7 protein-coding genes and 1 pseudogene are annotated in these 13,502 nt (G+C 73.2%); 6 read left to right on the forward strand and 2 right to left on the reverse strand.

The window, feature by feature from the left end; all coding sequences use genetic code 11:
- Positions 1-18: 18 nt before the first annotated feature.
- The 5 genes from O7629_RS19865 (at position 19) to O7629_RS19885 (ending at position 12,027) form a co-directional block, all read left to right on the forward strand.
- Positions 19-5,700 carry a non-ribosomal peptide synthetase/MFS transporter gene (locus O7629_RS19865; protein WP_278170954.1) on the forward strand — a complete coding sequence of 1,894 codons (5,682 nt, stop codon included), beginning with the start codon at positions 19-21 and terminating at the stop codon, positions 5,698-5,700.
- Positions 5,697-7,250 (forward strand): AMP-binding protein, encoded by a 1,554-nt coding sequence (locus tag O7629_RS19870; RefSeq protein ID WP_278170955.1) that lies wholly within the window; start codon positions 5,697-5,699, stop codon positions 7,248-7,250. Before O7629_RS19865 ends, O7629_RS19870 begins: the two co-directional genes overlap by 4 nt.
- 63 nt (positions 7,251-7,313) lie before the next feature.
- Entirely contained in the window at positions 7,314-10,472 is a 3,159-nt protein-coding gene (locus O7629_RS19875; RefSeq protein ID WP_278170956.1) for an amino acid adenylation domain-containing protein, read from the forward strand.
- A gap of 44 nt (positions 10,473-10,516) precedes the next feature.
- Positions 10,517-10,798, forward strand: a complete 282-nt coding sequence (locus O7629_RS19880) for an acyl carrier protein (RefSeq protein ID WP_278170957.1) — start codon at positions 10,517-10,519, stop codon at positions 10,796-10,798.
- A 26-nt stretch (positions 10,799-10,824) separates the two neighbouring features.
- On the forward strand, positions 10,825-12,027 hold the full coding sequence (locus O7629_RS19885; protein ID WP_278170958.1) for a GAF domain-containing SpoIIE family protein phosphatase: 1,203 nt from the start codon (positions 10,825-10,827) through the stop codon (positions 12,025-12,027).
- 273 nt (positions 12,028-12,300) lie between these two features.
- Here the strand turns inward: O7629_RS19885 and O7629_RS33650 are convergent.
- A pseudogene (locus tag O7629_RS33650) lies at positions 12,301-12,846 on the reverse strand (iron transporter); the annotation flags it as partial.
- A gap of 177 nt (positions 12,847-13,023) precedes the next feature.
- Here O7629_RS33650 and O7629_RS19895 point away from each other — a divergent pair.
- Positions 13,024-13,194 carry a hypothetical protein gene (locus O7629_RS19895; RefSeq protein ID WP_278170959.1) on the forward strand — a complete coding sequence of 57 codons (171 nt, stop codon included), beginning with the start codon at positions 13,024-13,026 and terminating at the stop codon, positions 13,192-13,194.
- Between the two features lie 88 nt (positions 13,195-13,282).
- On the opposite strand, the gene O7629_RS19900 is transcribed toward O7629_RS19895, so the two are convergent.
- The gene (locus O7629_RS19900) at positions 13,283-13,453 is read right to left on the reverse strand and encodes a hypothetical protein (protein WP_278170960.1); all 171 of its coding nucleotides are present in this window, start codon (positions 13,451-13,453) and stop codon (positions 13,283-13,285) included.
- Positions 13,454-13,502: the final 49 nt, after the last annotated feature.

Below are 13,502 nucleotides of genomic sequence, written 5' to 3' on the forward strand. Positions count from 1 at the left end.
GTCCCGATCCAATCACAAGTGATTCAGCACCGAAATGGGGAAAGTCCGGCACTGTCGTTCGGTCAGGAACGGATCTGGTTCACCGAGCAGCTGACGCCGGGCACCGCCGGCTACGTCGTACACAGCACGGTACGGATGGGTGGCCCGCTCGATGCCGACCTGCTGCGCGCCGCAGTGGACACCGCCGCGGCCCGCCACGACAGCCTGCGGATGCGGTTCACCGAGAACCTCGACGGCGAGCCGCGGGTCGAGGTGGTACCGCAGGTCACCGTACCGTTCACGGTGCTCGACGCCGACGACGAGACACACGCCCGGGAGCTGGTCGACGCCGCCGTGCGGACCCCGTTCGACCTGGCCGTCGCACCGCTGCTGCGGGTGCTCCTGGTCCGGCTCGGCGACCACGACCAGGTACTGCACGTCGGGATGCACCACATCGTCAGCGACGGCTGGTCGCTGAACCTGCTGCTGGCCGAGGTCGCCGCCCGCTACGGCGCGCTCACCGACGGTCTGCCGGTGCCGCCGGCACCGGCCATCGACTACGCCGACTACGCCGCCTGGCAACGGGTACGCGGTGACGGACCGGCCGCCCAGCGGGAACTCACCTACTGGACCGGGGCGCTCGCCGGAGTACCGCCGCTGGAGCTGCCGACCGACCGGCCCCGACCCGCCGTGCAGTCGTACGCCGGCGACGTGCACCGGTTCGGCTTCGATGCCGAGCTCACCGCGGCACTGCGCCGGCTGAGCCGGGCCCACCGCAGCACCCTCTACATGACGCTGCTCGCCGGCTGGCAGGCGACGTTGTTCCGGTACAGCGGGCAGCGGGACTTCGCCGTCGGATCACCGGTCGCCGGCCGGGTGGTGCCGGAGGTGGAGAACCTCGTCGGGCTGTTCGTCAACACGGTGGCGATCCGGGCCGACCTGTCCCGGACACCGACCAACAGCGCCGGCGGTGGCGGTGCCGGCGATCGCGGTGGTGCCAGCAGTGCCGGCGACGGCGGTGAGCCGAGCTTCGGCGAGGTGCTGCGCCGTACCCGGGGGCGGGTGCTACGGGCGCTGAGCCACCAGGAGGTCCCGTTCGAACGTCTGGTCAAGGAACTCAACGTCGCCCGCGACGTCAGCCGGGCACCGGTGTTCCAGGTGCTGTTCACCCTGCAGAACTACTCGCGGGCGCAGAGCAGCTGGCCGCGCGGGATCACCACCGGGGCGTTCGGCAGCGACGCGGCGGCGGCCCGGTTCGACCTGTCGCTCTACGTCAGCGAGACCGACGACGGGCTGCGGGCCATGCTGGTCTACAACACCGACCTGTTCGACGCCGCCACCGTGGCACGGCTCACCGGGCACTACCGGGCGTTGCTGCGCGCCGCGGTGGCCGACCCGGACCGGCCGGTGGTGGACCTGCCGCTGCTCGACGACGCACAGCAGCGGCAGCTGACCGCGTTCAGCACCGGCCCGGTGCCCGACGCCGACCGCCCGCGACCGGCCACCGCCGGTGCGGCCACCCTCGGCGACCTGGTCAGCCGGCACGCCACGGCCACCCCGCAGGCACCCGCCGTGGTCTGCGGCGACGACCTGATCAGCTACGCCGAGCTGGACCGACGCGCCAACCAGCTGGCCCACCAGCTGCGGGAGTGCGGCGTCGCACCCGGCCGGCTGGTCGGCGTCTGCCTGGACCAGTCGGTGCAGCTGGCGGTCGCCCTGCTCGCCGTACTGCGGGCCGGCGGGGCCTACCTGCCGCTCGACCCCGAGCAGCCACCCGCCCGGTTGCAGCTGATGCTCGCCGACGCCGCCCCGACAGTGGTACTGACCAGCAGCGAGATCCGCGCCGTGCTGGGCGGCGACGCGGCCCCGCCGGCTCTCGCCGAGGCGACCTGCCTGGACCGGATCGCCTCGGTCGTCGCGCAACAGCCGACCAGGCCGCCGGCAGGGGCGGCGGGCGGCGACGACCTGGCCTACGTCATCTACACATCCGGCTCGACCGGCGTGCCCAAAGGGGTCGCGGTCGCCCACCGGCAGGTGCTGAACTATCTGGACGGCGTCGCCGAACGGTTCGACGTCGTGCCCGCCGGCCGGTACGCGCTGCTGCAGTCGCTGTCGTTCGACTTCAGCGTCACCGTGTTCTACCTGGCGCTGGCGACTGGCGGCAGCGTCCATCTGGTGCCGAGGCGGTGCACCGGTGAGGAGCTCGCCGACGCGTTGCGCACCGGGCAGATCGACTACCTGAAGATGACGCCGTCGCATCTGCGGGCGCTGGCCGCCGAGGTGGACACGGCGCGGCTGCTGCCCCGGCGGGCGCTGATCCTCGGCGGCGAGGCGGCCGACCTGGACTGGGCGGCCGACCTGGCCGGGCACGGAGTGCCGGTGTTCAACCACTACGGACCAACCGAGGCAACCGTCGGGGTGACCACGTACCGGGTGTCGGCACACGAGCGGGGGCCGGGCAGCGTGCCGATCGGCCGTCCGCTGCCGTACGCCCGGGTGCACGTGCTCGACGCCCGGCTGCGGCCGGTGCCGGTCGGCGTACCGGGTGAGGTGTACCTCGGCGGCGACCGGCTGGCCCGGGGCTACCTGAACCGGCCCGGACTGACCAGTCAGCGCTTCGTCCCGGACCCGTTCGGCCCGCCCGGCTCCCGGCTGTACCGCACCGGTGACCTCGGCGCGTGGCGTGCCGACGGCGAACTGCTCTTCCTGGGCCGCACCGACCACCAGGTCAAGATCCGCGGCTACCGGGTGGAGCTGGGTGAGGTGGAGGCGGCGCTGCGCGAGCTTTCCGGGGTACGGCAGGCCGCCGTACTGCTGCGTGACGACCGGTTGGTCGGCTACCTGGAACGCGTTCCGCAGGACCCGGCACCGGAAACGGCGCACGGGCCGGCACCCGAGCCGGCACCCGAGCCAGAGCCGGCCGAGCTGCGCCGGCTGCTCGCCGACCGGCTGCCGGACCACATGATCCCCAGTCGGTACTGCTGGCTGGACCGGCTGCCGCTGCAGGATCACGGCAAGATCGACCGCAGGGCGCTGCCGGATCCGGGCGACGATCAACCCGCCCGGGAGTACGTCGAGCCGGCCGGCCCGGTGCAGACGCTGATCGCCGCCGTCTGGCAGGCGGTGCTGCAGGTGCCCCGGGTCGGCGCCGACGACGACTTCTTCGAGCTGGGCGGCCATTCGCTGCTGGCCACCCAGGTGGTCGCCCGGCTGCGCCGGGAACTGCCGACGGTCCGCGCCGGGGACGGCGCGCCCCCGGCGGTCAGCGTGATGGACCTGTTCCGGCACCGGACCGTACGCGAACTCGCCGCCCTGCTGACCGACGGTGACGCCGAGCGGGGTCGGCTGCTGCATGAGCTGACCGCACCGGCCTCCGCCGCCGAGCGGGTCGCCACCCTGCTCTGTGTCCCGTACGGCGGCGGCAGCGCGGTGGTCTACCAGCCGCTCGCCGACGCGCTGCCGGCCGGCTGGCGGCTGCTGTCGGTGGCGATGCCCGGACACGACATCGGGCTGGCCGACGAGCCGGCGCCGATCGACGAAGTCGCCGAAGGCGTGGTCGCGGAGATCCTGGACCGGGTCGACGGGCCGCTGATCCTCTACGGCCACTGTGGGCCCGGCGGGGCGCTCGCCGTCGAGGTGGCCCGCCGGCTGGAGGAGGCCGGGCGGGAGTTGACCGCGGTCTACCTCGGTGCGATCTTCCCGTTCGGCCGGCCGACCGGCGGGTTGCTCGGTCCGCTGCTGCGGCTGCGGTTGGTGGAGCGGGTCCGCAGCGACCGGATCTACCGCACCTGGCTGCAGGCGCAGGGCACCTCGATCGGTTCCCTCGACCCGGAGGAGGCGGCGTTCCTGATCCGGGCGATGCGCCACGACGCCCGGGTCTCCGAGGACTACTTCACCGCGCTGATGCGCGACCAGGTGACCCCGCTGCGCGCCCCGGTGATCTCGGTGGTCGGGGAACGCGACCGGGGCACCGACTTCCATGAGGAACGCTTCCAGGAGTGGCACTTCCTGTCCGACCGCACCGCACTGGCGGTGATCGACGAGGCGGGGCACTACTTCCTCAAGTACCGGGCCGGCGAGCTGGCGGAGATCGTCACCGGCGTCCATCTGCGGCTGGACACACCGCCAGCGGGCGACGTACCGCCGGTGGGCGCGGTGCCACCGGCCGTACCGGTCGAATCCGACGTGCCACCCACCGACGGCGCGGGGGTGGACGACCCGGCGTGGCGGCTGCACGCGGTCTCCGACCGAGGCCCGGCCGCCGACCCGCCGGGGGCCCGGTCCGGACCGTCGGCACCGGACCGGGTGGCGACCGGACCGGACCGGGCAGGCGGGCCACAGCCCAGCCTGCGCCGGTTCGGTCTGGTCGCGGCCGGCCAGATCGTCACCACCACCGGCACCGCGCTGACCAACTTCGCCGTACCACTGTGGATCTACCTGGAGACCGGTTCGCTGGCCCGCTTCGCCCTGTTCTCCATCGTCAGCTTGCTTCCCGGACTGCTGATCGCCCCACTGGCCGGGGCGTTGATCGACCGGACGAGTCGCCGCCGGGTACTACTGGCCGCCAGCGTCGCCGCCGGCGGCGCCAAGGCGGTGATGGCCGGGCTGCTGATCGCCGACCGGGCCGAGATCTGGCACTTCTACCTGCTCGTCGGCTGGCTGTCGGTGGCGTTGGCGTTTCAACGGCTGTCGTTCGTGTCGGCGGTGCCGCAGCTGGTGCCGAAACGCTTCCTCGGCCACGCCAACGGCCTTACCCAGACCGCGGTCGGGTTGACCCAGTTCATGGTGCCGCTGCTGGCGGTCGCGCTGCTGGAGGCGGTCGGACTGCGCGGCATCATGATCATCGACGTGGTGGCGTACGTCTTCGCCGTCGCGGTGCTGATCGTCATCCGGTTCCCCCGCACGCTGGCGCTGCAGCGGCGGGAGAGCCTGGGGCAGGAGATCCTCGGTGGGTTGCGCTACTCGCTGCGCCGCCGGGAGTTCCGCGGCATGCTCGCCTTCTTCGCCGCCCTCAACCTGTTCCTGTTCCCGGTGCTGTTCCTGCTCTCCCCGTTGGTGCTGGGCTTCGCCGAGCTGGCCGAGGTGGCCCAGATCGCGCTCACCGGCGGGGTCGGCGCGGCAGTCGGCGGGCTGGTGATGCTGGTCTGGGGCGGCCCGCGCCGCTACCGGATGCGGGCCGTGCTGATCGGCACGCTGGGCATCGCGGTGGCCTGCGCGGTGACCGGGCTGCGCCCCAGCCTGCTCGTCATCGGTGCCGGGGCGTTCGGCATGTACTGCGCGCTCGGCCTGGTCAACGGCATCTACAACACGATCATCCAGATCAAGGTGCCGCCCCGGTTCCACGGTCGGGTTTTCGCGCTCAACCAGATGGTCGCCTGGTCGACGATGCCACTCGGCTGGGGGGTGATCGCCCCGCTGGCCACCAGCCTGATGGAGCCGCTGCTGATGCCGGACGGGGCGCTGGCCGACACGGTCGGGCAGGTCATCGGGGTCGGTCCGGGCCGGGGCATCGCCCTGCTCTACATCGCCTTCGGCGTCTGCATCGCGCTGACCGCGATCGTCTCGATGCGCACCCGGGTGCTGTCCCGGTTCGACGACGAGGTGCCGGACGCTCCGCCGGACGACCTGGTCGGCATCGAGACCCGGCAGGCCCGGGTGGCGGCGTCCCCCGGCGGTGGCCGGCAGGCCCGGGTGGCGGCGTCCCTCGGCGGTGGCCGATGAGCTCAGCTACCGGTGTCCCCCGGCGGCCGGCCGCCGCGCCGGCCGCTCGGACCGTACCCGAGCTGCTCGACTGGCGCTGCTCCCTGCACCCCGACCGGGTCGCCATTGAGGTCCACGGCGTGGACCAGCTCACCTTCGCCGACTGGCGGGCCGGGTCGCTGGCGGTGGCCGCCGCGCTGCGACGGACCGGGGTGGCCCCCGGTGACCGGGTCGCGCTGGTGTTCGCGGCGCGGGAGTGGACCGGCTACGCCGTGGCGTACTGCGGGGTATTGCGGGCCGGCGCGGTCGCGGTGCCGCTGTCCGACCGCCTCGCCCCGGCCCAACTGGAGTACGCGGTGCGGCACTGCGCCGCCCGGCTGGTCCTGCACGGACCGCTGACCGGCCCGACCGGGCCGGCGCCGGCCGTACCCACCGGGGTCGCGCCGCTAGCGCTCGCCGACCTGGTCGCCGACGGCCCGGTCGCCGACGGCACCGGCGCGTCCGCTCCCCCGGTGCGGCCCGCTGACCTGGCTCAGATCCTCTACACCTCGGGCACCACGGGCCGGCCCAAGGGCGTCGGCGCCAGTCACGCCAACCTGGTGGCCGGGGCGCCGAACCACCCGCGCCGGCTGGCCCTGGCCCACTCGGAGCGATTCCTGCATGCCTTCCCGATCGGCACCAACGCCGGGCAGACCATGCTGTTCAACGCGTTGACCGCGAAGCCGGCCGCGCTGACCCTGCCCCGGTTCACCCCGGCACGGTTCGCCCGCCTGGTGACCGCGCCCGGCACCGGCACCGTCTTCCTAGTCCCGTCGATGGCGATCGAACTGCTCGACTCCGGTGCCCTGCGGGGCCGGGACACCTCCGGCGTGATGCTGATCGGGTCGACGGCGGCGGCGCTCGCGCCGGCGGTCGCCACCCGGCTGGCGACGACGTTCCCGGCCGCGACGATCGTCAACTACTACTCGTCGACCGAGGCCGCCCCCGCCCAGACCGTGATGATCTTCGACCCGGCGCGGCGGGCCGCCGTGGGCCGGCCGGCCGACGGTCAGCTGATGATCGCCGACGAACAGCGCCGGCCGCTGCCGCCGGGCAGCCTCGGCGAGGTCTGGCTGCGCTGCCCGCATCCGCGTTCGTACTACCGCGACGGCCCGGCCACCGAGGCGACGTTCCGTCAGGGCTGGGTCCGGATGGGCGATCTCGGCCGGCTGGACGCCGACGGCTACCTGTACCTCGCCGACCGGCACCAGGACATGATCAAGTCCGGCGCCTTCAAGATCTCCTCGCTGGAGGTGGAGGCCGCGCTGCACGAACATCCGGCCGTCGGCGAGGCGGCGGTGGTGGCCGTCCCGCACCCCGTGCTCGGGTCGGCGGTCGGGGCGGTGCTGGTGCCCCGCGCCGGGCAGCCGCCGCACGAACTCACCCTGCCCACGGTGCGTGCCTTCCTGGCCGACCGGCTCGCCGACTACCAACTGCCGGCCCGGGTGCTGGTCGTCGAGGCACTGCCCCGCAACGAGGCCGGCAAGGTCCTCAAACGGACGCTGGCCACGCTGTTCGACCCGCTCGGCTGACCGGCTCCGACCCGGCCACACCGTCCGACATCGACAAGACAACAGCAGTACCAGGAGGATCCCGTGGGCACCGCCGAAGCGACGTACACGCAGCACGCCGTCTGGTTCACCGAACAGGCCGGAGTGGCGGGTACGGCGTACCACATGGCACTCGGAGTGTGGTTCGCCGCCGGCCTGGACCAGGCGGCGCTGGCCACGGCGTGCGCCGCCGTCGTCGACCGGCACCCGATCCTGGCCACCCGGGTCGACGACAGCGACGGCGTACCGCGACTCGCCCCGGCCGCCGACCGCCCGACGCTGCGGCGGCTGACACCGCCGGCTGGTGGCGCGGACGCCGACCGGCTGATCGCGGCGGAGATCGCCCGCCGCCACGACCTGCGGGCCGGCCCGCTGGCCAGGTTCAGCCTGATCCCCGCCGCCGGCGGTGACCGGCACCTGCTGCTGATCACCGCCCACCACCTGGTCTTCGACGGTACGTCCAAGGACGTGCTGGTCCGGGACCTGGCGGCGGCGTACGGTGCCGCCCGCGCCGGTCGCCCGGTCGAACTGCCGGCGGCACCGACCGACGGGTACGCGGCACGGGCCGGCACCGAACGGGACCGGGTCGCGGCCGAGTCGGCGGCGGCCGCAGAGCACTGGGCCACCCGCTGGTCCGGCCCGGGTGGGCTGGTGCTGCCCGGTCTCGCCCGGGTGCCGACCGACGCCGAACCCGGCGACGCCGTACCGGTGGTGTTGGAGCCGGGTCTGGTCGCCGGGCTCGACCAGGCCCGGCGCAAGCTCGGGGTCACCCGGTTCGAGCTGCTGCTGGCCGCGGTGCACGCGCTGCTGCACAGGTACGGCAACCAGCAGGTCCCGGTCGGGGTCGGGGTGTCGACCCGTACCGCCGACGACGCCGACGAGATCGGCCTGTTCGTCAACGAACTGCCGGTGACCGTCCCGGTGCCCGACGACGCGGGTTTCCGCGACCTCGCGCTCGCCGTCCGGGACGAGACGCGGGCGCTGAACCGGTTCCGGGCCGTCCCGCTGGCGCACGTGGCCACCGGGCTGCGGCCGGCGCCCGCGCTCACCCCGGTGTCGATCGGCTACCGCCGCCGCGCGCCGGAACCCGTGTTCGCTGCGGTGCCGACCACCGTCGACTGGGCGATGTTCAGCGGCGCGGCCCGCAACGCGCTGCACATCCAGGTCGTCGACGGGCCGGTACCGGACAGCGACCAGGAGCACCTGGAAAGCAACCTGGAGATCAACCTGCAGTTCAGCCCGACGGCTGTTCCCGCCGCCGCCGTCACCCGGATCGGCGACCACCTGCGGACCCTGCTGGCCGCCGTGGCCACCGACCCGGAACAGCCGGTCGACGACCTGCCGGTGCTGCCTCCCGCCGAGTCCGAGCTGGTCTGCCGTGGCTGGAACGCCACCGGCCGCGACTACCCGGCCGACGCGACCGTGCCGCTGCTGTTCGCGGCGGCGGTACGGCGGACACCGGACGCCGTCGCGGTCGTCGACGGTGGACGTACGTTGAGCTACGCCGAACTCGACGCGGCCAGTGCCCGGCTCGCCGGGCTGCTGCGGCGCCGTGGCGTCGGGGCGGGATCGCTGGTCGCGGTGCTGCTGGACCGCTCCTGGCAGGCGGTCGCCGCGCTGCTCGCGGTGCTGCGCAGCCGGGCCGCGTACGTGCCCGTCGACCCCAACTATCCGCCGGCCCGGCAGGCAATGATTCTCGACGACGCCGCGCCGGCGCTGGTACTGACCACCAGCGGTACGGCGGCCGCCCTGCCCGCCGGGTCACCGGTGCTCACCCTCGACCAGCTCGACCTGACGACCGCTGCCCCAGAAACCGCAGACCCGGGGTCCGCTGACCCGGGGACTGCGGACCTGCCCGGCCCGGACGAGCTGGCGTACGTGCTCTACACCTCGGGTTCCACCGGGCGGCCAAAGGGGGTGCGTGTCCCGCACGGTGCGCTGGCCAACCTCCTGCTCGGCATGCGGGACATGTTCGACAGTGGGCCGGCTGACCGGTGGCTCAACCTGACCTCGCCGTCGTTCGACATCTCGGGGGTCGAGGTCTACCTGCCGCTGACCACCGGCGGCCAGGTGGTGGTGGCCTCCGGCGTCAGCGCGCTCGACGGCGCCGGGGTGCTACGGCTGGTGCGCGAGAGCCGGGTGACACATGTGCAGGCGACTCCGTCGGGTTGGCGGGTCCTGCTGGAGGCCGGGCTCGACGACCAGGTGGTGGCGGTCACCGGCGGCGAGGCGCTGGCGGTCCCGCTGGCCCGCCAGTTGCGCTCACGGGTGGCCCGCTTGGTCAACGGGTACGGCCCGACCGAGGCGACGATCTACGCGACGATGGCGGAAATCCCGCCGGAACCGGCCGAGGTCACCATCGGCCGGCCGGTGCCGAACACCACCGCGTACCTGCTGGACGGGCGGCGGCGGCCGGTGCCGATCGGGGTGCCCGGCGAGCTGTACCTGGGCGGGCGGGGCGTCGCCGACGGCTACCTGAACCGCCCCGAGCTGACCGCCGAGCGGTTCGTCCCCGACCCGTACGCTACCGACGCCGGCTGTCGTCTCTACCGCACTGGCGACCTGTGTCGCTGGCTGCCCGACGGCCGGCTGGAATTCCTCGGCCGGGCGGACGACCAGGTGAAGATCCGCGGCCACCGGGTGGAGCTGGGTGAGATCACCGGCCGGCTGCTGGAGCATCCGGCTCTCGCCGAGGCCGCCGTACTACTGAACGGGACGGACGAGGCGTCGCCGCGGCTCGTCGCCTACCTGGTGCCCCGCGGTGCCGCGCCGACCATCGCCGAGCTGCGCCGGCACCTGACCGAGAAGCTGCCCACGGCGATGGTGCCCACCGACTGGGTGCTGCTCGATCGGCTACCGGTGAGCCCGAACGGAAAACTGGACCGGGCCGCGCTGCCGGCACCGACGACCGGCGGTACGGACCCGACGGCCCCGACGGACCTGGTCGACGGCGCCGCTGCGGTCGTCGAGGCCGACCCAATCGTCGAGGAGATCCGATCAATCTGGCAGGACGTGCTGCAGATCGCCGAGATCGGCATTGACGAGGACCTGTTCGACCTGGGCGGGCACTCGTTGACGATCACCCGGATCAGTAGCCGGATCCACCGTCGGCTCGGCGTCGAGGTGCCGTTGGACGCGTTCTTCGACACGCCGACGATCGCCGAGATCGCCGACCTGGTCCGCGAAGCCGGCGGCCGGTGCTGAACCAGCGGCCGACGCTGGACGAACTCGAGACGAAGGAGGATTCGGTGGACACGACGACGCTGCGGCAGCGGGTGATGGAGCTGGTCGACGAGGCGACCGGCGGCACGGTGCCGGTCAACCAGCTGACCGGCGGCGGATCGCTGATCGCGCTGGGAGTCGACTCGCTGGGCCTGCTCCGACTGGTCGACGCCGTCGAGGCCGAGTTCGGCGTCGAGGTGGAGTTCGACGGCCCCGGCCAGCGGATGGACACTCTGGACGACCTGGTGGCCGCGATCGTCGACGCCCGCGACGAGGCCGAGCCGGACCGGGCCACCACCCCCGGGTGAGCCGGCCGCTCGACTAGGCTGCGTTCGTGTCGGTCGAGGGTGGGAACGCGGACGAGCGCCTCAAACGCATCGAGGCGATCACCGACCCTGCCCTGTCCCGGCTGGGCTTCGACGCGCTGCTGGTCGAGTCGCTGGCCCGCACCGGCGGGCTGCTCGGCGTCGACTCCGCCGCCGTCTGCCTGCTTGACGCACACTCCCAGCAGCTGGTCACCGCCGCAGCCTGGGGTATCGAGGCCGGCCACGAACCGCCGGCCCGGTTGCCGCTGGGGCGCGGGTACGCCGGCAAGGTGCTGACCACCGGCGACACGGTCATGCTGACCGACCCTGACGACGACGCGCTGGCGCATCCGGCACTGCAGGGGCAGGGCATCCGGTCGCTGCTGGCGGTGCCGGTGACGATCGGCGGCTCGGTCGGCGGGGTGCTGCACGTGGCAACCCGACGACGCGGGCCGGCCTGCGACGACGAACAAATGCTGCGGCTGCTGGCCGACCGGATCGCCCTGGCCGACCAGGCCCGCGAACGCCAGGTCGACCGCGCCACCACCCTGGCGCTGCAGTACGACCTGCTGCCCACTGAACTACCGACGGTCGTCGGGCTGGAGTTCGCCGCCCGGTACGTCGCCGGCCACGACGCCGGGGTCGGCGGCGACTGGTACGACGTACTGCCGCTGCCCGACGGTTGGGTCGGCGTGGCGATCGGCGACGTCACCGGACGCGGGCTGCACGCGGCCACCGTGATGGGCCGGCTGCGCAGCGCGCTGCGCGCGTACGCTCTGGAAACCACCGACCCGGCCGATGTGCTCGCCCGGCTGGACCGCAAGGTGCAGCATTTCGAGCCGGGCATGATGGCGACGGTGTGCTACGCGACGATCGACCCCGCCCGGACGGTCGTGTCGGTGTCGACGGCCGGCCATCCTCCGCCGGTGATGATCGGCGGTGGCCGCGCCGCACACAGCTTGCCGGTGCCGGCGGACCTTCCGCTCGGCACCCGCATCCACCGGCCACGCCGGGTGCGCAGGTACGCCCTCGAGCCCGGCGCGTTGCTGTTCTTCTTCACCGACGGCCTGGTGGAGCGGTGGGGGCCGACCATCGACGACGGCCTGCGTCAGTTGTCCGACTCGTTGGTCGCCACCAGCGCCGAGACGGCCTGCGCCGAGACAATGGGCGCGCTGGTGGACGGCCGGCCGCTGGTCGACGACATCGCCATGTTGGCGCTCCGCCGCCGGTAGCCATTGTTGGCGCTCCGCCGCCGATAGCCACTGTTGGCGCTCCGCCGCCGATAGCTGCAGTCGATGTCGCGGGCGTTACCAGCGGCCGATCGACGGCACCCCGGCGGCGTCGTGCGGGGTACGGGCACCGGCGTCGTCCGAGGTACGGGAGGCTGCAGCGGTGTCCGCCCAGTCGCGTGGGCCGGTGCCGTCCCCGCCGATCGTCGGGGCGTCGGCACCCCTGGGCTGCGCGTCCGGGCTGGTCTTGCGCCCGTTTGCGAACGTCACCTGGTCGAAGCGCACCTCGACCGGAGTCGCGTACCGCTTGCCGTTGACCGGGTCGTGCCGCATGAACTGCGGCGGCGCGATCCGGACCGTCACGTCGTACGGGCCGGGACCGGGCACCGAGGCGTTTCCGCCGTAGTGGTACAGGAACGGGTGCCACAGAAACGGCAGGCCGGCGGTGGCGACCGGTTGACCGTTCCGGCTGACCGTGATCCGCACGCCCAGACCGGGAATGAACCGGCCGTCGGCGGCATCCGCGACCGCGACCTCCAGATGCACGTTCGCATCCGGGGCAGCCTCCCGCCAGACCAGCTGACCGCCGGAGAGCTCGTACATGCCCTCCGCCTCCTCGTTGACGAACGCCACGAGGTAGTCGCCGGCCAGCTGGCTCAGCGCGCCGTCCTCCTCGGCCATGGCGCGCAGCGCGCCGCCGTACGCCTGACCCTGCCGCCGGGCGACGGCGAGCTGCTCCTCGGTGGCCTCGTTGCTGGTCCGCATGGGCGGCTGCGCGGCTGGTGTCGTCATGGTGACCCTCCGGGTCGATCTGGTTGCCATCTCACCTGGGTCTACCCCGCAGCGGCCGCGCTATTACTTCACCCCGCCGGGCAGGCTGGGTCACCTGGTGGGCGGCACCGGTCACCCACCGGCCGGCGTTAGCCACGCCGTCGGCCGGGAAGCCGATGGACATCGGGGCACGCCGGACGCGTGCCGTACCGGATCCGGGAGGTCGAGATGGGTAACCGCGATCAGCTGCACGATCTGCGGCGGCAGGCACACGAGGCCGGCATCGAAGGCAACTCGAAGATGTCCGAGGCCGAGCTACGCCAGGCGCTGAAGAAGGTCGGCAAGGGCGCAGACCCGCAGTCAGCCAAGCAGACCGCGAAGCAGGCCATGAGCCGTTGACCAGCGGCCGCGCCAGCCCGCCTCCGGCTCCGTGCCGTCGGCGGGCTGGTGCCGTTGCCGTGTTTGTTGCCGTCGTCGCGTCAGTGGGTCAGCCGTTACCCGGCGGCAGGTCGTAACCGGTCGCGACGCACTGCGCATTGAGCGTCCCGTCCGAGACGGTCCAGTAAAGGTGCGCCGCGCCGCGGCTGCCACTCGTACGGGTGAAGATCAGGACGTCATCGTTCGTGGTCCCGGCGGTGCCGTTGTCGGAGATCACCACCGACCCGAGGGGCGCACCGCCGAACACCCCTACCAGGGAAATTGGGGTC

This window comes from Solwaraspora sp. WMMD792 (assembly GCF_029626105.1).
Taxonomy (GTDB): Bacteria; Actinomycetota; Actinomycetes; order Mycobacteriales; family Micromonosporaceae; genus Micromonospora_E.

What these genes read in the sequence shown, in the direction of transcription:
- O7629_RS19870 (WP_278170955.1), top strand. Translation starts at nt 5,697, where the DNA reads ATGAGCTCAGCTACCGGTGTCCCCCGGCGGCCGGCCGCCGCGCCGGCC.
- O7629_RS19895 (WP_278170959.1), top strand. Translation starts at nt 13,024, where the DNA reads ATGGGTAACCGCGATCAGCTGCACGATCTGCGGCGGCAGGCACACGAG.